The sequence below is a fragment of the Streptomyces sp. L-9-10 genome, assembly GCF_004151105.1.
In the GTDB taxonomy this organism is placed as follows: domain Bacteria; phylum Actinomycetota; class Actinomycetes; order Streptomycetales; family Streptomycetaceae; genus Streptomyces.
The window spans coordinates 23,666-45,436 of sequence record NZ_PHRF01000012.1; the positions used below are offsets into that span (position 1 = coordinate 23,666).

16 protein-coding genes are annotated in these 21,771 nt (G+C 69.7%); 6 read left to right on the forward strand and 10 right to left on the reverse strand.

All coding sequences use genetic code 11. From position 1 onward, the window contains the following. Window positions 1-86 precede the first annotated feature (86 nt). Window positions 87-3,626, reverse strand: a complete 3,540-nt coding sequence (dnaE, locus tag CU044_RS02830; RefSeq protein ID WP_129766831.1) for a DNA polymerase III subunit alpha — start codon at window positions 3,624-3,626, stop codon at window positions 87-89. Window positions 3,627-3,858: 232 nt separating this feature from the next. On the opposite strand from dnaE, the gene CU044_RS02835 reads away from it, so the two are divergent. From CU044_RS02835 to CU044_RS02850, 4 genes are all read left to right on the forward strand, one after another. Further along, a complete protein-coding gene (locus CU044_RS02835; RefSeq protein WP_129766832.1) occupies window positions 3,859-5,199 on the forward strand; it encodes a DUF2252 domain-containing protein in 1,341 nt (446 codons plus the stop codon). Between the two features lie 72 nt (window positions 5,200-5,271). Next, window positions 5,272-5,955 (forward strand): hypothetical protein, encoded by a 684-nt coding sequence (locus CU044_RS02840; protein WP_129766833.1) that lies wholly within the window; start codon window positions 5,272-5,274, stop codon window positions 5,953-5,955. 51 nt (window positions 5,956-6,006) lie between these two features. Continuing rightward, entirely contained in the window at window positions 6,007-6,822 is an 816-nt protein-coding gene (locus CU044_RS02845) for a DsbA family protein (RefSeq protein WP_129766834.1), read from the forward strand. A gap of 132 nt (window positions 6,823-6,954) precedes the next feature. After that, window positions 6,955-8,610, forward strand: coding sequence for an alkaline phosphatase D family protein (locus CU044_RS02850; RefSeq protein ID WP_129766835.1), 1,656 nt, complete (start codon window positions 6,955-6,957; stop codon window positions 8,608-8,610). Window positions 8,611-8,634: 24 nt separating this feature from the next. Here the strand turns inward: CU044_RS02850 and CU044_RS02855 are convergent, their stop codons facing one another. Then, window positions 8,635-9,204 (reverse strand): dienelactone hydrolase family protein, encoded by a 570-nt coding sequence (locus CU044_RS02855; protein ID WP_129766836.1) that lies wholly within the window; start codon window positions 9,202-9,204, stop codon window positions 8,635-8,637. A gap of 45 nt (window positions 9,205-9,249) precedes the next feature. On the opposite strand from CU044_RS02855, the gene CU044_RS02860 reads away from it, so the two are divergent. After that, the gene (locus tag CU044_RS02860) at window positions 9,250-10,431 is read left to right on the forward strand and encodes a mechanosensitive ion channel domain-containing protein (protein ID WP_129766837.1); all 1,182 of its coding nucleotides are present in this window, start codon (window positions 9,250-9,252) and stop codon (window positions 10,429-10,431) included. Window positions 10,432-10,445: 14 nt separating this feature from the next. Here CU044_RS02860 and CU044_RS02865 read toward each other — a convergent pair whose 3' ends face one another. The 5 genes from CU044_RS02865 to CU044_RS02885 all read right to left on the reverse strand — a co-directional run bounded on the left by CU044_RS02865 (window position 10,446) and on the right by CU044_RS02885 (window position 15,165). Next, entirely contained in the window at window positions 10,446-12,032 is a 1,587-nt protein-coding gene (locus CU044_RS02865; RefSeq protein ID WP_129766838.1) for a Na+/H+ antiporter, read from the reverse strand. Between the two features lie 115 nt (window positions 12,033-12,147). Beyond that, on the reverse strand, window positions 12,148-12,657 hold the full coding sequence (locus CU044_RS02870) for a GNAT family N-acetyltransferase (RefSeq protein WP_129766839.1): 510 nt from the start codon (window positions 12,655-12,657) through the stop codon (window positions 12,148-12,150). After that, window positions 12,654-13,595, reverse strand: a complete 942-nt coding sequence (locus CU044_RS02875; RefSeq protein WP_129766840.1) for an RluA family pseudouridine synthase — start codon at window positions 13,593-13,595, stop codon at window positions 12,654-12,656. Before CU044_RS02875 ends, CU044_RS02870 begins: the two co-directional genes overlap by 4 nt. An 82-nt stretch (window positions 13,596-13,677) precedes the next feature. Then, window positions 13,678-14,235: a signal peptidase II gene (gene lspA, locus CU044_RS02880; RefSeq protein ID WP_129766841.1), complete on the reverse strand. Its 558-nt coding sequence runs from the start codon at window positions 14,233-14,235 to the stop codon at window positions 13,678-13,680. A gap of 60 nt (window positions 14,236-14,295) precedes the next feature. Then, a complete protein-coding gene (locus tag CU044_RS02885; protein WP_129766842.1) occupies window positions 14,296-15,165 on the reverse strand; it encodes a TraR/DksA C4-type zinc finger protein in 870 nt (289 codons plus the stop codon). Window positions 15,166-15,746: 581 nt separating this feature from the next. On the opposite strand from CU044_RS02885, the gene ileS reads away from it, so the two are divergent. Further along, complete coding sequence (gene ileS, locus CU044_RS02895; RefSeq protein WP_129766868.1) at window positions 15,747-18,896, forward strand: isoleucine--tRNA ligase; 3,150 nt, start codon at window positions 15,747-15,749, stop codon at window positions 18,894-18,896. Between the two features lie 530 nt (window positions 18,897-19,426). Here the strand turns inward: ileS and CU044_RS02900 are convergent. From CU044_RS02900 to CU044_RS02910, 3 genes are all read right to left on the reverse strand, one after another. Continuing rightward, the gene (locus CU044_RS02900; protein WP_129766843.1) at window positions 19,427-20,647 is read right to left on the reverse strand and encodes a DivIVA domain-containing protein; all 1,221 of its coding nucleotides are present in this window, start codon (window positions 20,645-20,647) and stop codon (window positions 19,427-19,429) included. Window positions 20,648-20,696: 49 nt separating this feature from the next. Then, window positions 20,697-20,993 (reverse strand): YggT family protein, encoded by a 297-nt coding sequence (locus CU044_RS02905; RefSeq protein WP_129766844.1) that lies wholly within the window; start codon window positions 20,991-20,993, stop codon window positions 20,697-20,699. Window positions 20,994-21,085: 92 nt separating this feature from the next. Beyond that, window positions 21,086-21,697 (reverse strand): cell division protein SepF, encoded by a 612-nt coding sequence (locus CU044_RS02910; protein ID WP_129766845.1) that lies wholly within the window; start codon window positions 21,695-21,697, stop codon window positions 21,086-21,088. Window positions 21,698-21,771: the final 74 nt, after the last annotated feature.

The following is a 21,771-nucleotide window of genomic DNA, read 5'->3' on the forward strand; positions in this document are numbered from 1 at the left end:
CCCACCACCCGCCGTCCATAACCGTATGAGGGGCATCCCACGAGCCGGGATGCCCCTCATACGCGTTCGCCTCACCGAGGCATGGCCTATCCGGCCAGGCAGGACGGGCCGAGCAGGACCTTCAGGTCGCCGAAGAGCGCCGGATCGGGCTGGACGCGGTGCCGGTCGAGCCGGAGCACCGTGGTCTTCCTGGCGCCCTGGAGCTTGATCCTGACCTCGGAGTTGCCCCGGTGGTGGCTGAGGATCTCACCGAGCCTGCTGACCATCGGCGGGGTGAGCTTCACCGTCGGGATGGTGATGGTGACGGGGGCGTCGGTGCCCGCCGACGACACGTCCGGGACCTGGAGTTCCATGGCGACGAGGCGGGGCACGTCCTCGCGCTTGTCGAGCCGCCCCTTGACGAAGACGACGGTGTCCTCGACGAGTTGTGTGGAGACCAGCTGATACGTGGCGGGGAAGAACATGCACTCGATGGAGCCGGCGAGGTCCTCGACCGTCGCGATCGCCCACGCGTTGCCCTGTTTGGTCATCTTCCGCTGGAGACCGGAGATGATGCCGCCGATGGTGACCACCGCGCCGTCCGCGTGCTCACCGCCGGTGAGCTGGGAAATCGCGGCGTCGGACTTGTCGGACAGGACGTGCTCGATACCGAAGAGCGGATGATCGGACACGTACAGACCGAGCATCTCCCGCTCCTGCGCGAGCAGATACGACTTGTCCCACTCGATGTCCGAGAACTCGACGTCGAGTCCGAAGCCGGGCTCGCTGGTCTCCTCCTCGCCCATCCCGCCGAAGAGGTCGAACTGCCCCTCGGCCTCCTTGCGCTTGACCTGCACCACGTTGTCGATCATCGGCTCGTGATGGGCGACCAGCCCCTTGCGGGTATGGCCCATCTCGTCGAAGGCCCCGGCCTTGATCAGCGACTCGACGGTCCGCTTGTTGCAGACGACGGCCTCGACCTTGTCCAGGAAGTCGGGGAACGTCGCGTACTTCCCCTTCGCCTTACGGCACCGGATGATCGAGTCCACCACGTTCTGCCCGACGTTCCTGATCGCCGTCAGACCGAACAGGATCACATCGTCACCCTGTGCGGCGAAGTTCGACTGCGACTCGTTCACATTGGGCGGCAGCACCTTGATGCCCATGCGCCGGCACTCATTGAGGTAGACCGCCGACTTGTCCTTGTCGTCCTTCACCGAGGTGAGCAGCGCCGCCATGTACTCGGCGGGGTAGTTCGCCTTGAGATACGCGGTCCAGTACGTGACCAGGCCGTACGCGGAGGAGTGCGCCTTGTTGAACGCGTATCCGGCGAACGGGACCAGCACGTCCCACAGGGCCTGGATCGCCTCGTCCGAGTAGCCGTTCTTCTTGGCCCCGGCCTGGAACAGGACGAAGTTCTTCGCCAGTTCGTCGGCCTTCTTCTTGCCCATCACGCGACGCAGGATGTCGGCCTCGCCCAGCGAGTAGCCGGCGATGATCTGGGCGGCCTTCTGCACCTGCTCCTGGTACACGATCAGGCCGTGCGTCAGGCCGAGGACCTCCTTGAGAGGCTCCTCCAGCTCCGGGTGGATCGGCGTGATCTCCTGCTGGCCGTTCTTGCGCAGCGCGTAGTTCGTATGCGAGTTCATGCCCATCGGGCCCGGCCGGTACAGGGCCGAGACGGCGGAAATGTCCTCGAAGTTGTCGGGCTTCATCAGACGCAGCAGCGAGCGCATCGGCCCGCCGTCGAACTGGAAGACACCGAGCGTGTCACCGCGGCAGAGCAGTTCGTAGGTCTTCGGGTCGTCCAGCGGCAGGGCGAGCAGGTCGAGGTCGATGCCCTTGTTGGCCTTCACCATCTTGACGGCGTCGTCCATGATGGTCAGGTTCCGCAGACCCAGGAAGTCCATCTTCAGCAGGCCGAGCGACTCACAGCTCGGATAGTCCCACTGGGTGATCGTGACACCGTCGGTGTGCCGCACCCAGACCGGCACATGATCGGTGATCGTCTCACTCGACATGATCACGCCGGCCGCGTGCACACCCATCTGCCGGACCAGGCCCTCCACACCCTTCGCGGTGTCGATGACCTTCTTCACATCCGGCTCGTTCTCGTACATCCCCCGGATCTCCCCCGCCTCGCCGTAGCGGGGGTGCTTGGGGTCGGTGATGCCGTTGAGGTCGATGCCCTTGCCGAGGACGTCGGCGGGCATCGCCTTCGTGAGCCGGTCGCCCATCGCGTACGGGTAACCGAGCACGCGCGCGGAGTCCTTGATCGCGTTCTTCGCCTTGATCTTGCCGTACGTGCCGATCATCGCGACCTTGTCGGCGCCGTACTTCTCCGTCACATAACGGATCACCTCACCGCGCCGACGCTCGTCGAAGTCGATGTCGACATCCGGCATGGAGATGCGCTCGGGGTTGAGGAACCGCTCGAAGATCAGACCGTGCTCGATCGGGTCGAGGTCGGTGATGCCCATGGCGTACGCGACGATCGAACCGGCGGCGGAACCACGGCCGGGGCCGACCGCGATGCCGTTGTTCTTGGCCCACATGATGAAGTCGGCGACCACGAGGAAGTACCCCGGGAAGCCCATCTCGATGATGATGCCCATCTCGTACTCGACCTGCTTGAGCCGGTCGTCCGGGATGCCGTTCGGATAGCGGCGGCCCATGCCGCGCAGCGTCTCCTCACGGAACCAGGTGACTTCGGTGAAGCCCTCGGGCACATCGAACTTGGGCATCAGGTTCCGCTCCTGGAACCAGCCCTCCGTGTCGATCTGCTCGGCGACCAGCAGGGTGTTCGCGCACCCCTCCTGCCAGGCGTCGGAGGAGTCCACGGCGTACATCTCGTCGGTGGACTTCAGGTAGTAGCCGGTCCCGTCGAAGCGGAAGCGGTCCGGGTCCGAGAGGTTCTTGCCGGTCTGGATGCACAGCAGCGCGTCGTGCGCGGTCGCCTCGCCCGCGTACGTGTAGTGCGAGTCGTTCGTGACCAGCGGCGGGATCCCCAGCTTCTTGCCGACCTCCAGCAGCCCGTCGCGCACGCGCCGCTCGATCTCGATGCCGTGGTCCATCAGCTCCAGGAAATACCGGTCCTTGCCGAAGATGTCCTGGTACTCGGAGGCCGCCTTCAGCGCCTCGTCGAACTGGCCGAGGCGCAGCCGCGTCTGGAGCTCCCCCGAGGGGCAGCCGGTCGAGGCGATCAGCCCCTCCGACCACTTCGCGATGGTCTCCTTGTCCATGCGCGGCCACTTCTGGAGCCAGCCCTCCTTGTATGCGTCTGAGGAGAGCCGGAAGAGGTTGTGCAGACCCGTCTGATCAGCCGCCCAGATCGTCTTGTGGGTGTAACCACCAGAACCAGAGACATCGTCCCGCTTCTGGTGCGGTTGGCCCCACTGGATCTTGCGCTTCAGCCGCCGCGACTCCGGCGCCACATACGCCTCGATCCCGATGATCGGCGTCACCCCCGCCTTCTTCGCCTGATGGAAGAAGTCGTAGGCGCCATGGAGATTGCCATGGTCCGTCATCGCGATATGGGACATGCCCATCTCTTTGCAGGCGTTGAACATGTCCCCCAGCCGCGCGGCACCGTCCAGCAGCGAGTACTGGGTGTGGACATGCAGGTGCGTGAACGGCGGCTTGGTCACGGCGGGGGCCTCCAGCGAGCGGACGACACGGTGTGGTTTCCAGCGGTGAATCTGAATGTTTCCAGGGGTGAACCCGGGGCCCCACGGGGCTGCGGACAGTCCTGGGGAACAGCCTCGAAGTCTACGTCTCGGGACTGACAGCGGCGGGCACTCGCGAGTAGCGTCACGCGTTGCCCGTTCGGAGGGGCGCAGGCCCCCCACTCCACTGTCATGCACCAGGAGGCACCCCGCGATGTCGGTCCCGCGACCCGTTGAAGCAGCCGATGAGCAGCGCGGCGAGGAGATCCTCGCCGTTTTCGACACCGCTTTCGGCGAGCTTCTGGCGGCCGATCCAGCCGCGTTCCGGGTGAAGTTCCGGAAGATGGCGGCCTCCGCGTTCGCCTTCTACCGGGGCACGGCGTGCCTCTTCTACCACGACCAGGAGCGGGAGCGTACGGCGAGCGCGGCCACCGGCCCCTTCCTCGACGAGCGCACCGGACGGGTGTGGATCCACGGCGATCTGCACGCCGAGAACTTCGGCACGTACATGGACGCCAACGGCCGGCTGATCTTCAACGTCAACGACTTCGACGAGGCGTACGTCGGCCCCTTCACCTGGGACCTGAAGCGCTTCGCCGCCTCCCTCGCCCTGATCGGCTACACGAAGGCGCTCAGTGACGAGCAGATCACCGAACTGGTGGAGATCTACGCGGGCGCCTACCGCGAGCGGATCCACGCGCTGGCCACCGGCGCCAAGAACGACGAGGTCCCGCCCTTCACCCTGGACACGGCGCAGGGCCCGCTGCTCACCGCCCTGCGCTCGGCCCGCTCGCTGACCCGCTTCGGGCTGCTCGACTCGATGACCGAGATCAGGGAGTACGAGCGCCGCTTCGCGCCGGGCGGCGGCTCCATAGAGCTGGACGCCGCCACCCGCTACAAGATCCTCGCGGCCTTCGACGGCTATCTGGAGACCCTGCCCGAGTCCAGCCTGACCCGCCCCGACTCGTACCGCGTGAAGGACGTCGTCGGACGGCGCGGCATCGGCATCGGCTCCGCGGGCCTGCCCTCGTACAACATCCTGCTGGAGGGCAACAGCGACGCCCTGGAGAACGACGTCGTGATCTATATGAAGCAGGCGCAGACCCCGGCGGTCTCGCGGCACATCACGGACCGGGCCGTACGGGAGTACTTCCAGCACGAGGGCCACCGCACCGTGATCTCGCAGCGGGCCCTCCAGGCCCACGCCGACCCGTGGCTGGGCTGGACCGAGCTGGCCGGGATCGGGCAGCTGGTGGCGGAGGTCTCGCCGTACGCCGTGGATCTGGACTGGTCGGACCTGGACGACCCCGAGGAGATCGCGGCGGTCGTCGCCGACCTCGGCCGCGCGACGGCCACGATGCACTCCGCGGCGGACGACGAGAGCGGCCACTCGCTGGTGCCGTTCTCCACGGAGCGCTCCATCGACGCGGCGATCGCGGCCGACGAGGAGGGCTTCGGCGCGCTGCTGGTGGACTTCGCGCACACGTACGGGGCGCGGGCCAGGGCCGACCACCAGATCTTCGTCGACCTGTTCCGCAACGGCCGGCTGGGCTGAGCCCGGGCGGCTCCAGGTCCTGGCCGGATCCTTAAGGACCGCTTACAGGGACACATGGCACACTCGGCGACGATGGACATATCCGGGACGCGGCTCAGGGCGGCGCGGGCAGCACTGTTCACGGCACTGGTCGTGACACTGTCCGCGGGCTCGCATGTGCTGCTGTCCCGGGCCCCGCTGCCGCTGGCCGTCGTCGCCGCGATCGGCGTCGTGGTGTTCCTGGTCGCCTACGCGGCGGCGGGCCGCGAGCGGGGCTTCTGGCGGATCGCGGCCCTGCTCGTCCCCCTCGAACTGGCCGCGGACACCGTCTTCACCAGTGGTCAGAACGTCTGTTACGGCCCGGCCGGCGGCCCCGTAGCGGGGCCGCTGCGCTCGGTCGGCTTCGATGCCCTGTGCGGGGGAGCCTTCGGTACGCCGCTGCCCGGTGTGGCCTCCCCCGAGGGCGCCACGGCCCCGCTGCTGAACTCTCCCGACCCGGCTCTGCCCTGGCTGCTGCTGGCCGCCCATGTCTCGATCGGGCTGCTCGCCGCGTTCTGGCTGCGGCACGGCGAGGCCGCGCTGTCCCGGCTGGTCCGGGCCGCGGGCGCCTGCGCCTTCCGGCCGCTGCTGATCGCCGTCGCGGCGGCGGGCACGGTCCGCCGGGCCGTACGGCGCGGGCCGCGCCCGGCGGACCGCCCGCGGCCGTCCCGTACCCGCCTTCTCGTGCACTCCGTAGGACGGCGGGGACCGCCGCGCCTCGCGCTCAGCGCTGTCTGAGCCGCGCCCCGTCCCCGCAGCAGTTACGTCATCACACGGAGTGAAACCATCATGAGCGCACGCAACAACCAGGCCAACAAGGCGGCAGCCCGCGAGCGGCTGCGCGAGGAGCGCGAGCGGCAGGCGAAGAAGGACAGGATCCGCCGTCAGTTCGTCGTCCTCGGCTCGGCCGTCGTGGTCCTCGCGATAGCCGGCGGCGTGGGCTTCGCCGTCGTCCAGGCCAACAAGCCCTCGCACTGGGAGGCGATGAAGGACGAGAAGTCCGTCGTCGCCCCGGAGAACACCGAGGGCACGGACGGTACGACCGTCGTCATCGGCAAGGCGGACGCCAAGAACACGCTGGAGCTGTACGAGGACTCCCGCTGCCCGGTCTGCGCGACCTTCGAGCAGACGGTCGGCGAGACCGTCCAGAACGGCGTGGACTCCGGCAAGTTCAAGATCAAGTACGTCGGCGCGACCTTCATCGACAACTCCGACAACGGCACGGGCTCCAAGAACGCCCTGTCGGCGCTGGGCGCGGCGCTCAATGTGAGCCCGGAGGCGTTCCTCCAGTACAAGACCGCGCTCTACTCGGCGAAGTTCCACCCCGAGGAGACCACTGACACGTTCGCCAAGGACAGTTATCTGATCGAGGTGGCGGACTCGGTGAGCGGGCTCAAGGGCAACAAGGCGTTCCAGAAGGACGTCACGGACGGTACGTACGACGCCTGGGCGATGAAGATGTCCGCCGCCTTCGACAAGAGCGGGGTGAAGGGCACTCCGACACTGAAGCTGGACGGCAAGCAGCTCACCGCCGAGGGCACCGACAACCCGCCCATGACGGTGGCGGAGTTCAACGCGGCGGTCACCAAGGCCCTCAAGGGCTGACGAGGGAAACCACCCGGTCCGGAGGCGGGAACCCTCCGGGCCGTGACCGTCAGGCAGCCGGTGTTCGACGGGCGGGCGAATATTCCCGGTTCGCCTGCCCCGTCGCCATACCGGTCAGTAATCTGATCGTCCGTGACCAGTCTCCCGGCTCCTTCGCCGCGTCGCCGCACGGTCGTCAAAGCCGCTGCCGCCACCGCCGCCGCCACCGCTCTCGCCGCCCCGGTCGTTCTCGGCGGCTCCGCCACCGCCTCCGCCGCCGGGGCACCCGCCTTCCTCCACGGTGTCGCCTCCGGCGATCCGCTCCCCGACGGCGTCCTGTTGTGGACCCGGGTCACGCCCTCCCCCGACGCCGTACCCGGCTCGGGCAAGGGAGCGGACACCGAGGTGTTCTGGGAGGTCGCCGAGGACCAGCGGTTCGCGTCCGTCGTCGCGCGGGGGACCACCACCGCGCGGGCAGCGTCGGACCATACGGTCAAGGTCGATGTCAGGGGGCTGGGCCAGGCGGCCGTCCACTACTTCCGGTTCACCGCGGGCGGCACGGTCTCCCCCGTCGGCCGTACGCGCACGGCGCCCGCGCCCGGCGCCGCCACCCCCGGGGTGCGTTTCGGCGTGGTCTCCTGCGCCAACTGGGAGGCCGGCTACTTCTCCGCGTACCGGCATCTGGCCGCCCGCGCCGACCTCGACGCCGTCCTCCATCTCGGCGACTACCTCTACGAGTACGCGACCGGCGGCTTCCCGGGGACGGACGGTGTCGTACGGCAGCACGAACCGACGCACGAGATCATCAGCCTCGCCGACTACCGCGCGCGCCACGGCCGTTACAAGACCGACGACGATCTGCGGGCGCTGCACGCCGGCCATCCCGTGATCGCCATCTGGGACGACCACGAGTTCGCCAACGACGCCTGGTCGGGCGGCGCGGAGAACCACACGCCCGGTACCGAGGGCACCTGGGCCGACCGGGCGGCGGCCGCCAGGCAGGCGTACTTCGAGTGGATGCCCGTCCGCGCCTCCACCGAGGGCACCGTCTACCGCAGACTGCGTTTCGGCGCGCTCGCCGACCTCCATCTGCTGGATCTGCGGTCCTTCCGCTCCCAGCAGACGACGATCGGCGACGGCGCGGTGGACGATCCGGACCGTACGATCACCGGCCGCGCCCAGCTCGACTGGCTGAAGGCGGGCCTGGCGGGATCGGACGCCGCCTGGAAGCTGGTCGGTACGTCGGTGATGATCTCGCCGGTCGCCTTCGGCTCGCTGCCCGCCCATCTGCTGGGTCCGATAGCCGAGTTGCTCGGTCTGCCCAAGGAGGGCCTCGCCGTCAACGTCGACCAGTGGGACGGCTACACGGACGACCGCAGGGAACTGCTCGCGCATCTGACCGGGCGCGGGATCCGGAACACGGTGTTCCTGACCGGTGACATCCATATGGCCTGGGCCAACGAGGTGCCGGTCACGGCGGCCACGTATCCGCTCTCCCGCTCCGCCGCCACGGAGTTCGTGGTCACCTCGGTCACCTCCGACAACCTGGACGACCTTCTGCACGTACCGGCCGGGACGCTCTCGGTGGTCGCGTCCGCCGCGGTCAGGGCCGCCAACCGCCATGTGAAATGGGTGGACATGGACCATCACGGCTACGGCGTGCTCGATGTCACGGCCGAGCGGACGCAGATGGACTACTACACGGTCTCCGACCGGACCGACCCCGCCGCGACCGCCTCCTGGGCCCGCTCGTACCGCACCGCGTCGGGCTCACAGCGGGTGGAACGGGCCGGGCAGCCCGTCCGCTGACCCGCTGGACGGCCCGGCACCACCTCAGAGCGAGTCGATGAAGGCGAGCCCGGTCCGCCAGGTCGCCTCCGCGGCCGCCTCGTCGTAGTCCGGCAGACCGGGATCGGTGTAGAGATGCCCTGCCCCCGGGTAGCGGTAGATCTCCACATCGGCCCCGGCCTGCCGCATCTTCAGGTACCAGGCGGTCAGCCAGTCGTGCGTCTCGAACGGGTCCGGGTCCGCGACATGCAGTTGTACGGGCAGATCGTCCACGGACGCGTTCTCCGCGATGTCGGACGTACCGTGCAACAGCAGCAGCCCGCGTGCCCTGCTGTCGCCCAGCGCCAGATTCTGCGCGATCGAGCCGCCGAGCGAGAAACCCGCGTACACCAGACCGCGTTCCGAGTACGGCGCGGCGGCCAGCACCGCGCGGCGCAGCAGTTCGTCCTTGCCGATCTTGTCCTTCAAGGCCATACCCTCCTCCACGGAGGTCGCGGTTTGGCCCTCGAAGAGGTCGGGCACGCGCACCTGGTGTCCGGCGGCACGCAGCCGGTCCGCCGCGGTGTGCACGGCCGGGCGCGGACCGTGGACGGAATGGAAGAGCATGATGTCCATCCGGCCATCCTGCCAGCCCGTATATCGGAACCCGACGAGGGAGCCATGGAGAACGTACTGCGCCCACTACTCGTGCTCGGCGGCTCGGTGCTGCTGACGCTCGCGCTCGGCTGGGTCGTCGACCTGGTGCTGCGCCGCGCGGACGTCCGGCACCCGGAGACCCCGCTGTGGGGGCTGCTCCGGCGCTGCCGGGTGCCGCTCCAGGTGGTCCTGCTCGCGGCCCTGCTGCGCGGTTCGTTCCGGGAGACCCGGTGGCGGATCATCGAGAACCACCACGAGGGGATCGGCCGGGCGCTCACGCTGGTGCTCATCGGCGCCGGTGCCTGGCTGGTGGTGGGGGTCGTCTCGGCGGCTGTGGAGTCCACGTACGCCCGGTACGCGGCCTCGACCCGGGACGCGGCCCGTCTGCGCCGGGTCCGTACGCAGGTGACGCTGATCATGCGAATCGTCACGGCCGTCGTCGCGGTGGTCGCGGCGGCGGCGATCCTGCTCACCTTCCCCGACATGCGGGCCGTCGGCACCTCGATCCTGGCCTCCGCGGGCATCATCGGCATCGTCGCCGGTGTCGCCGCGCAGTCCACGCTCGGCAATCTCTTCGCGGGCTTCCAGATCGCGTTCGGGGACATGGTGCGGATCGGCGACACGGTGGTGGTGGACGGCGAGTGGGGGGTGGTCGAGGAGGTCACGCTCACCTTCCTCGCCGTACGGACCTGGGACGAGCGGCGCATCACGATGCCCGTGTCGTACTTCACCAGCAAGCCCTTCGAGAACTGGTCGCGCGGCGGCGTCCAGATGACCGGCACCGTCTTCTTCCAGCTGGACCACTCGGCGCCGATGGGGCCGATGCGCGAGAAGCTCCACGAGATCCTGCGGGACTGCCCGGCCTGGGACGGCAGGGCCTGGAATCTGGCGGTGACCGACACCGCCACCACCACGATGGAGGTGCGCGCCGTGGTCACCGCCAAGGACGCGGACGACATCTGGACGGTGCGCTGCGCGGTACGGGAGCAGCTGATCGGCTGGCTGGTGGAGCACCATCCGTACGCGCTGCCGAGGATCTCGACGGATCTCGCCCACGGGCTCCTCCCGCGCGGCCGGAGCCCGCTTGCCGCCGAGCGGACGGAGCGCGACGAGCGCGCCACGGACGAGACGCCCGGCCGCGACGGGGACCACGAGCGGCAGGAGCGCCACGAGGACACCGAGCGGCCCCGCACGGGCCGCGGCTGAGGCCGCGCGGGCGCTCAGCGCATGCTGCGCACGTCCAGATGGCGCAGGACGCGGTCCACGATCTCGGGGTTCGAGCCCGGCTCGTTGCGGGCCGAGAGCACCTCGTGGCGGGCCGCCGACATCATCTCGCGCTGGATGCGCTGGACGGTCTTGATGCGCTCCACCCGCTTGGTGACCCACTCACGCCGCTCGTCATCGATCAGATCGGGGCTGATCCGCACCCCGATGTCGCCCGCGCCGCGCTGGAGCCGCTCGCTGATCTCCTCCGGCAGGTCCTCGACCTCCTCGATCTCCCTGAGGCGGCGCTTGGCCGCCTTGGCGGCGCGGACGGCGAGCGAGTGCTCCAGCTCCCGTTCCGCGTCCGTGTCCGCCCGTACGCCGAGCCTCCGTACCAGCCAGGGCAGGGTGAGGCCCTGGATGACCAGGGTGGCCATGATGACCGCGAACGCGATGAAGATGATCTCCTCGCGTCCGGGGAAGGGCTCGCCGCTGTCGGTCTTCAGCGGGATCGCCAGCGCCAGGGCGACCGAGGCCACCCCGCGCATCCCGGCCCACCACATGACCACGGTCTCGCGCCAGCTGGTCGGGATCTCCTCGTCGTAGTCGCGGAGCTTGTGCATCCGCTTGGCCAGCCAGGTCGCGGGCAGCAGCCACAGCAGCCGTACGAACACGACGACCCCGATGACCGCGGCACCCCAGCCGAGCATCTCGGACGTCCGGCCGCCCGCCGCGCCGAAGGCGTTGTGCAGCTCCAGCCCGATCAGACCGAAGGCGACGCCGGTCACCAGGGTGTCGACGATCTGCCAGAAGGAGTTGCCGGCCAGCCGCCCCATCACGTCGTCGGCGTCCGCCGTGTGCGTGGCCAGGAAGAGCGCGGTGGTCAGCACGGCGAGCACACCCGAGCCGTGCAGCTCCTCCGCCAGCACATAGCTGACGAACGGCACCAGCAGCGAGAGCCCGATCTGCAACGTCGCGTCACCGAGCAGGGACATCACCTTGTTGGAGACCCAGCCGAGCGCGAGCCCCACCGCCACGGCGACCACCGCGGACAGGACGAGCGAGCCGGCCGCGCTCGGCCAGGAGAACGTTCCGCTGACCACCGCGGCGATCGCCACGTGGTAGAGCACGATCGCGGTGACGTCGTTGAAGAGCCCCTCGCCCTCCAGGATCGAGACCAGCCGCCGGGGCAGTCCGAGGGAGCCCGCGACGGCGGTCGCGGCCACCGGATCGGGCGGGGCGACCAGCGCGCCGAGCGCGACCGCGGCGGCGATCGGCAGTCCGGGCACGATGGAGTTGGCCACCGCCGCGACGGCCGCCGTCGTCACGAAGACCAGCGCGACCGCGAGCAGCAGGATGGGGCGCACATTCGCCGTGAACTGCCGCCAGGAGGTGCGCTGCACGGCGGCGTACAGCAGGGGCGGCAGCAGCAGCGGAAGGATGAAGTCCGGCGGCACCTGCACGTTCGGTACGAACGGCAGCAGCGCCAGGACGATCCCCACCAGGGTCATCAGTACCGGCGAGGGCAGCCCGAGCCGCTCCCCGAGCGGCACCGTGACCACCGCGCCGAGCAACAGCACGAGCAGCAGCGCCAACTGGTCCACGGGAGGCCCTCCGGTGATCGAAAGCCTTGCGGCAGACGTCGGTGATCAGGGGCTCCAGCCTGTCACGCACGCTGTCCGAACCTCCCGAGGGGGGCACGGGAGGTCGCCGGGTGGGCTACGGGAGCGTCCGCCGCATCGACCGGTGCGCGATGCCCGCGTCCTGGAACTCGGGGCCGTACGCCGCGTATCCCAGCCGCTCGTAGAAGCCCAGCGCGTGCGACTGCGCGTGCAGGTCCACCACCGTGAGCCCGCGCTCGCGGGCCGCGTCCTCGACGGCCCGCACCAGCGCCACGCCGATACCGCGCCCACGGGCCGCCGCGACGACCGCCAGCCGCCCCAGCGAACCGACGGACGGGTCCCCGCCGGTCCTGTCGGCGGCCTCGGGCCCGTACAGCAGCCGCGCGGTGCCCAGCGGCACCCCGTCCGCGCGGATCGCGAGCAGCTGGAGCGCCCACGCGTCACGGCCGTCGTACTCGATGTCCTCGGAGACCCGCTGCTCGACGACGAAGACCTCCTTGCGGACCGCGAAGCACGCCTCGGTGTCCGCCGGTCCGGCCGCGATCCGCACCAGGAAGCCGGAGTCGGGGCCGGTGCCGGTGCCGGGGCCGTCCTGGCGTGCGGTCATCCGTTGCTCTCCGCCCTGACCTTGTCCAGCGCGCCCTGGAGATCGTCGGGATAGCCGCTGGAGTACTCCACCCACCGCCCGTCCGACGGATGCTCGAAGCCCAGCCGTACGGCGTGCAGCCACTGCCGCGTCAGCCCCAGCCGCTTGGCGAGCGTCGGATCGGCGCCGTAGGTCAGATCGCCCACACAGGGATGGCGGTGGGCGGACATGTGCACCCGGATCTGGTGCGTACGGCCCGTCTCCAGCTTGATGTCCAGCAGCGAGGCCGACCGGAACGCCTCGATCAGGTCGTAGTGCGTCACCGACGGCTTGCCCTCGGCGGTGACCGCCCACTTGTAGTCGTGGTTCGGATGGCGGCCGATGGGCGCGTCGATGGTCCCGCTCATCGGGTCCGGGTGCCCCTGCACCAGCGCGTGGTAGCGCTTGTCGACGACCCGCTCCTTGAACTGCGCCTTGAGCAGGGTGTACGCGCGCTCCGACTTGGCCACCACCATCAGCCCGGAGGTCCCGACGTCCAGCCGGTGCACGATGCCCTGCCGCTCGGCCGCCCCCGAGGTGGAGATGCGGTAGCCGGCGGCGGCCAGGCCGCCGATGACGGTCGTACCGCTCCAGCCGGGGCTGGGATGCGCGGCGACGCCGACCGGCTTGACGATCACCACGATGTCGTCGTCGTCGTGCACGATCTCCATGCCCTCGACGGGCTCGGCCACGATCTGTACCGGGACGGCGGCCGGCGGCATCTCGACCTCCAGCCAGGCCCCGCCGTTCACACGCTCGGACTTCCCGACGACGGCGCCGTCGACCTGGACCTTCCCGGAGGCGGCCAGCTCGGCCGCCTTCGTACGGGAAAACCCGAACATACGGGCGATGGCGGCGTCGACGCGCTCGCCCTCCAGGCCATCGGGCACGGGCAGCGTTCTGATCTCGGGAAAGCTCACCCGTCGAGTATGCCTTGTGGCCACAGGGCGCCGGACCGCACGTCCTCGGCCCCCCGGCCCCTCAGTCCTCAGTCCTCAGTCCTCAGTCCTTGTGGACGGTCCCGTCCGGGTCGAGGCCCCGGAACGACAGCAGCACGATGAGGAAGCCGCCGCAGACGATCGCGGAGTCGGCGAGATTGAACACCGCGAAGTGCGCGGGCGCGATGAAGTCGACCACGGCGCCCTGGAAGACGCCGGGCGAACGGAAGATCCGGTCGGTGAGATTGCCCAGCGCGCCTCCGAGCAGCAGCCCCAGCGCGAACGCCCAGGGCAGGCTGTAGAGCTTGCGGGCCAGCCGGGCGATCACCACGATCACGGCCGCCGCGATACACGTGAAGATCACCGTGAACGCCTCGCCGATACCGAACGCGGCGCCCGGGTTCCTGATCGCCTCGAACTTCAGCAGATCACCGATCACCTCGATCGGCTCGTGGTGCTCCAGCTTGGCCACCACGAGCATCTTGCTGCTGAGGTCCAGCAGATAAGCCACCACGGCGACGGCGAAGAGGGCGGCGATCCTGCGCTTCCCTCTGGGCTGTCCGGCGGCAGCCGCAGCCTCGTCGTCAACCTCCGGCGTACTGATGCGCTCCGCCTCTGCCACGTGAGTCCCTCAACCCTAGGTACCTGACTGAGGACGAGCGTACGGCACACGCGTACGCGTTCAGCCTCGACGTTCCTGCTTCTGCTTGTCCTCCACACAGAGTGTGGCCCGCGGAAACGCCTGCATCCTGGCCTTGCCGATCGGCTTTCCGCAGATCTCGCAGAGCCCGTACGTACCGGCGTCGAGCCGCTGGAGCGCCCGCTCGGTCTGCTCCAGCATCTCGCGGGCGTTGGCGGCGAGCGACATCTCGTGCTCGCGCGTGATGTTCTTCGTGCCGGTGTCCGCGTCGTCGTCACCGGCGCCGTCGCCCGAGTCCCGCATCAGCCCGGCCAGCGCGGTCTCGGACGAGGTGATCTCGGCGCGCAGTCTGGCCGTCTCGCTCTCCAGCACGGCGCGGGCCGCCGCGACCTCCTCCGGCGTCCAGGGATCCTCGCCCGGCCGTACGGCCAGTTCCTCCGGAGGTGTGGCCGTAGCGCGCGCGGTGGGGACCGCCGCGGCCCCCGATCCACGCGGGCCGGCCGCCGTACCCCCGCCGCCCGCGGTCTTCTTCGCTCCCACCGTGCTGGCTCCCGTCTGTTCCGCGGCCTGGGCCGCCCCCTCGGCCGCGGACGCGGCCTTCTTCGCGGTCTCACCGGCGGCCGCCCGGCCGGGCGGCGCCTTCTCGGCCGCGGACTTCTTCGCGGCCGTCCTCTTCGCCGGTGCCTTCTCGGTCGTCTTCTTCGCCGCGGACTTCTTCGCCGGTGCTTTCCTGGCCGGTGCCTTCTTGGCCTGTGCTTTCTTGGCCTGTGCTTTCTTGGCCTGTGCTTTCTTGGTCTGTGCTTTCTTGGCCTGTGTCTTCTTCGCCGTGGCCTTCGCCGTGGTCCTGGCCGCGCTCTCGGTCGCCGGTTTCGCCGCGGTCGTCTTCTTCGCGGCGGTCTTCTTCGCCACCATGGCCGCGGCCCCTTCACATAGGGTGATCTTGCTCGCGAATCGTGCTGGGACGATAAATCGACCCCAGCCCCGCGGCAACGGGGCACGCCGCCGGATCGACCCCTCCCCACGTCGGTGACAAGACCAGCCTGCCTCCGTTGTGCCCAGCTCGCCGCCCGGTAATCCGCCGACGGGCCGCCGCCGAGCCGCCACCGAGCCCACCAGGGCCGGTATAACCATTCGGGTCATACGTTCGGCCGTACGGCGCTCCCGGCGAAAACCGGTCGGCCGCGCCTCACCCAGCCCCGTACACTGGGCCGAGCGAGAGGCGTGGATGGGGACGAGTAGCGTCGTACGCGGCCATGAGCGACCCGGGGACGGTGAGAGCCCGGGGGCAGAGCGCGGCGTGAAGCATCACCCCGGAGCCGCCGGAAGAAAGCCCCGGTCCGACCGGAGCGAGTAGAACCGGCTGCGCGACCCCAATGAGGGGGCCACGGGCGGCGCACGCCCGGGGCCAAGGAGGGTGGTACCGCGGGAGCACTGCTCTCGTCCCTCCGACGGAGATGCCGCAGTTCCGCCGGAGGAAGCGCCCCATGACACCAGTGACCCCGCCCCAGTACCGCCAGGTGCCCGCCCAGGTCGACCTGCCCGCGCTGGAACACGCCGTGCTCGATTTCTGGCGCGAGAGCAAGGTCTTCGACAAGAGCCTCGAACAGTCCGAGGGCCGCCCCGAGTGGGTCTTCTACGAGGGCCCGCCCACCGCCAACGGCATGCCGGGCGCGCACCACATCGAGGCCCGTGTCTTCAAGGACGTCTTCCCGCGCTTCCGCACCATGCGCGGCTACCACGTCGCCCGCAAGGCCGGCTGGGACTGCCACGGCCTGCCCGTGGAGCTGGCCGTCGAGAAGGAGCTGGGCTTCACCGGCAAGAAGGACATCGAGGCGTACGGCATCGCCGAGTTCAACGCCAGGTGCCGCGAGTCCGTGACCCGGCACACCGACGCCTTCGCCGAGCTGACGACCCGCATGGGGTACTGGGTCGATCTGGACGACGCGTACCGCACGATGGACCCGGAGTACGTCGAGTCCGTCTGGTGGTCGCTGAAGGAGATCTTCAACAAGGGCCTGCTGGTCCAGGACTACCGCGTCGCACCCTGGTGTCCGCGCGACCAGACGGGCCTGTCCGACCACGAGCTGGCGCAGGGGTACGAGACGATCGTCGACCCCTCGGTCTTCGTCCGCTTCCCGCTCACCTCGGGACCGCTCGCGGGCGAGGCGGCGCTGCTGGTCTGGACGACCACCCCCTGGACGCTGGTGTCGAACACCGCCGTCGCCGCGCACCCCGACGTGACGTACGTCGTCGCCACGAACGGCGAGGAGAAGCTCGTCGTCGCCCGGCCGCTGCTGGAGAAGGCGCTGGGCGAGGGGTGGGAGGCCATCGGCGAGACGTTCACCGGCCGCGAGATGGAACGCTGGACGTACGAGCGCCCCTTCACGCTGATCGACTTCCCGGACGGGACCGAGGCGCACTACGTCGTCAACGCCGAGTACGTCACGACCGAGGACGGTACGGGCCTGGTCCACCAGTCCCCCGCGTTCGGCGAGGACGACCTCAAGGTCTGCCGCTCGTACGGCCTTCCGGTCGTGAACCCGGTCCGTCCCGACGGCACGTTCGAGGAGAACGTCCCGCTGGTCGGCGGGGTCTTCTTCAAGAAGGCGGACGAAGCGCTCACCGAGGACCTGCGCGAGCGCGGCCTGCTGCTGCGCCATGTGCCCTACGAGCACAGCTATCCGCACTGCTGGCGCTGCCACACCGCGCTCCTCTACTACGCGCAGCCGTCCTGGTACATCCGTACGACGGCCATCAAGGACCGGCTGCTGGAGGAGAACGAGAAGACCAACTGGTTCCCGGACTCGGTCAAGCACGGCCGGTACGGGGACTGGCTGAACAACAACGTCGACTGGGCGCTGTCCCGTAACCGCTACTGGGGCACCCCGCTGCCCATCTGGCGCTGCGAGGACAACCATCTGACGTGCGTGGGCTCGCGCGCGGAGCTGAGCGAGCTGACGGGCACCGACCAGTCGGCGCTGGACCCGCACCGCCCGTTCATCGACGAGGTCACGTTCGGCTGCCCCGCCGAGGGCTGTTCACTGGAGGCCGTCCGGGTCCCGGAGGTCATCGACGCCTGGTACGACTCGGGTTCGATGCCGTTCGCGCAGTGGGGCTACCCGTACAAGAACAAGGACCTCTTCGAGAAGCGCTACCCGGCGCAGTTCATCTCGGAGGCGATCGACCAGACGCGCGGCTGGTTCTACACGCTGATGGCCGTCGGCACGCTGGTCTTCGACAAGTCGTCGTACGAGAACGTGGTCTGTCTCGGCCACATCCTCGCCGAGGACGGCCGCAAGATGTCCAAGCACCTGGGCAATATCCTCCAGCCGATCCCGTTGATGGACCAGCACGGCGCCGACGCGGTCCGCTGGTTCATGGCCGCCGGCGGCTCCCCGTGGGCGGCCCGCCGGGTCGGCAACGGCACGATCCAGGAGGTCGTCCGCAAGACGCTGCTCACGTACTGGAACACCGTCGCCTTCCAGGCCCTGTACGCGCGCACCTCCAACTGGGCGCCCAGCGAGGCCGATCCGGCGCCGGCCGACCGCCCGCTGCTCGACCGCTGGCTGCTGAGCGAGCTGCACGCGCTGGTCGACCAGACCACGCAGGCGATGGAGGCGTACGACACCCAGCGCACCGGCAAGCTGCTCTCGGCCTTCGTCGACGATCTCTCCAACTGGTACGTACGCCGCTCGCGCCGCCGCTTCTGGCAGGGCGACAAGGCGGCGCTGCGCACGCTGCACGAGGTGGTCGACACGGTCACGCGGCTGATGGCCCCGCTGACCCCGTTCATCACCGAGCGGGTCTGGCAGGACATGATCGTGCCGGTGACGCCCGAGGCGGAGGAGTCGGTCCATCTGGCCGGCTGGCCGCAGGCCGACCTCACGGCGATCGATCCGGCGCTCTCGCGCCATATGACGCTGGTACGCAGGCTGGTCGAGCTGGGCCGCGCGACACGCGCCGAGTCGGGCGTGAAGACCCGCCAGCCGCTGTCCCGCGCGCTCATCGCGGCGACGGGCTTCGAGGGCCTCTCCCCCGAGCTGCGCGCCCAGATCACCGAGGAGCTGAACGTCTCCTCGCTGGCGACGCTCGCCGAGGTGGGCGGCTCACTGGTCGACACCACGGCCAAGGCGAACTTCCGCGCGCTGGGCAAGCGCTTCGGCAAGGGCGTCCAGGCGGTGGCCAAGGCCGTCGCGGAAGCGGACGCGGCGGCCCTGTCCGCCGCCCTGCGCGACGGTACGGCCACGGTGACCGTGGACGGCGAGGCCATCTCGCTCGCCCCCGACGAGGTGATCATCACGGAGACCCCGCGCGAGGGCTGGTCGGTCGCCTCGGACTCCGGCGCGACGGTCGCCCTGGACCTGGAGATCACCCCGGAACTGCGCCTGGCGGGCCTGGCCCGTGACGCGATCCGCCTCATCCAGGAGGCCCGCAAGAACAGCGGCCTCGACGTGGCGGACCGCATCGCGGTCCGCTGGACGGCGTCGTCCCCCTCCACCACGGAGGCCCTGACGGCCCACGCCCCGCTCATCTCGGAGGAGGTCCTCGCGACGGACTTCGCCACGGGCGAAGCGGACGACGCGTACGGCACGCCCTTCACGGACGAGGGCCTGTCGCTCACGTTCCGCCTCCGCAAGATCTGACACCCCGGTCCGGTCCCAGGCCGCGCCAGAACGGCGCGGCCTGGGGCCCGCACGACGAGGTCGCGCCCCGGCCCGGCCCACAGGAGCCCGGCGCCGCGGTGCCGGCCCCCTGAACGGTGTGCCCCTGGTCGCAGGAGCCCAGCCCCCGAAGTCGGCGCCCTCAAGGCGCTTCACCCCTGAACGGTGCCCGCCCGGCGGGCGGGCACCGCAAAGCCCCCACACCCGAGGCCACACCGGAACACTGCCGCCGGACACCCGGCGCCGCGAAGCCGGCACCCGGGGGCACGGGGCCCACCCCCGCCCGCACCCCACCGGAACGGTGGAAGACCGGGGTCCGGGGCTCGCCCCGGTTTCGGGTGGGGGCGGGCCAGGGGACAGCCCCGCGCAGCGGCCCACACCCGCCACCGCACCAGAGCCCGCACCCGAAACTCGCATCCGCCCACAAAAAGGGGCTGGGCCCGAGGTGAAAACCCCGGGCCCAGCCCCTCAGCCTGCCGACGGCTACGCGCTGCTCACGCGCAAGCCGCCCCTCAGTTGTCGTCCTCGTCGATCAGGAAGCCCCGCATCGGCGACGGCGCCTGCTGCATCGGCTGCGGCGCCTGCGGCCGCACCGGTGCCATCGGCTGGGTCATCGCCGGCGACATCTGCTGCTGACCGCCGTACGACGGACCGGGCGACGGCGTGTGGCCACCCATGGATCCACCCATGGAACCGCCCATGGACGGGTTGCCGCCCATGCTGTGTCCCATCGCACCCGCACCGGCCGGAGCCATGGACGGCGACGGCGGCAGCGACGCGGTCGCCGGGGTCCGCGGCGGGGCCAGCGAGTCGTCGGCCTGGGTCTCCAGCTGACGCAGCTGGCTCTCCAGGTAGGACTTCAGCCGCGTACGGTACTCGCGCTCGAAGCCGCGCAGGTCCTCGACCTTGCGCTCCAGCGTCGCGCGCGCGGACTCCAGGGAGCCCATCGCCACGCGGTGCTTCTCCTGCGCGTCCCGCTCCAGCGCGTCCGCCTTGGCACGCGCGTCCCGCTCCAGACCCTCGGCACGGCTGCGCGCCTCGCCGACGATCTTGTTGGCCTCGGAGCGCGCCTCGGCGATCGCCTGGTCGGCGGTCTGCTGGGCGAGCGAGAGGACCCGCGCGGCGCTGTCGCCGCCGGGGCCCTGACCGGGCTGCGGCATCCCCGGGCCGTGGCCGCCCATGGGGCCGCCCATCGGTCCACCCATGGGACCGCCCTGCTGCATGGGACCGCCCTGCATCGGACCGCCCTGGCCCATGGGGCCGCCCTGCTGCATGGGACCGCCCTGCATCGGGCCACCCTGCTGCATGGGGCCGCCCTGGCCCATCGGTCCGGGGCCGTGCTGACCCCGCGGGTCATGACCCTGCGGACCGGGGCCGTGACCGTGCGCGCTCGGACCCGCGGGCAGCTGCGGAGCACCACCGGGCAGCTGGGGGGGACCCATCTGCGGGGGCTGCTGCTGCTGCGGCGGTCCGGATATGGCGGCGGGTACCGGGGCACCAGGCCGTTCCTGCTGTTCGGGTGGCTTCCGCATACCCTGCTGCTGTTGGTTCTGCGCGGCGGCACGCGTGGCGGCGGCCAGCTTGGCGCGCAGGTCCTCGTTCTCGCGGAGCAGGCGGGTCAGTTCGGCCTCGACCTCGTCGAGAAAGGCATCGACCTCGTCCTCGTCGTAGCCTTCTCGGAGGCGGACGGTCGTGAACTGCTTGTTCCGCACGTCCTCAGGGGTCAACGGCATCTCTACTTCACCTCTACGTAGTCGTCGGCAGTCGGCAAGACCGTATCGTTCACAATCCCCTCGCCAGGTTGCTCACAAGCGTGATCAGGATGTAAACGATGATCATCAGAACGAAGAAGGACAGGTCGAGTGCCACGCCCCCGAGACGCAACGGCGGGATGAACCGCCGCAGAAGCTTGAGCGGTGGATCGGTGACAGTGTAGGTGGCCTCCAGAACGACCACCATCGCCTTGCCGGGCTGCCATGAGCGGGCGAACTGGAAGACGTAGTCCATGACCAACCGGAAAATAAGCACGATGAGGAAGCACATCAGCGCGATGTAAACCACCTGTAGTGCGACGCCCATCCCGCTGCTTCCCTCTCCCCTGGCTCACTCTGGTCCGGCCGCCCGCCGGGTTGTTTCCCGCCGTGCGACCGGGTCGTTCCCGGTGCTGCTTCCTAGCTCTGGTTGAAGAACCCGCCCTCTGCGATGCGGGCCTTGTCCTCCGCCGTGACATCGACGTTAGCAGGAGACAGCAGGAACACCTTCTGGGTCACTCGCTCAATGCTGCCATGGAGACCGAAGACAAGTCCCGCGGCAAAGTCGACAAGTCGCTTCGCATCGGTGTCGTCCATCTCGGTCAGATTCATGATCACTGGAGTGCCCTCGCGGAAGTGTTCCCCGATAGTACGGGCCTCGTTGTAGGTCCTCGGGTGCAGCGTGGTGATGCGGTAGGGCTCCCGCTCGGACACAACCTTGGGCATGATCACCGGTGCGTTCTTCTCCAGGCTCGGACGTTCAGGTGTGATGGACGCCACGGGGGCGATTCGTGCGGGACGTCCGCTTTCTGCCGCTAGCGACACCGGCTCGCGCTCGCGCTGCGCGGGTGGCTGGGGCACCCGTACCGGCTCTTCCCGCTCCGGCTGGCGCACGGGCTGGTGGCGCCGGTGCTCCCGTTCGGGCTCCGGCTCGGGTTCGAAATCGTCGTCGGGGTCGAAGCCCCGGCCGTCGTACCCATCGTCCTCCACGAGGCCGAGGTAGACCGCCATCTTGCGCATCGCGCCGGCCATGCTCTGAGTCCTCCGCTCTGTGGTGGATCGGCCTCGTCACCAAGTGCCCGCGATCCACTAGGCCTGTCCGCTTT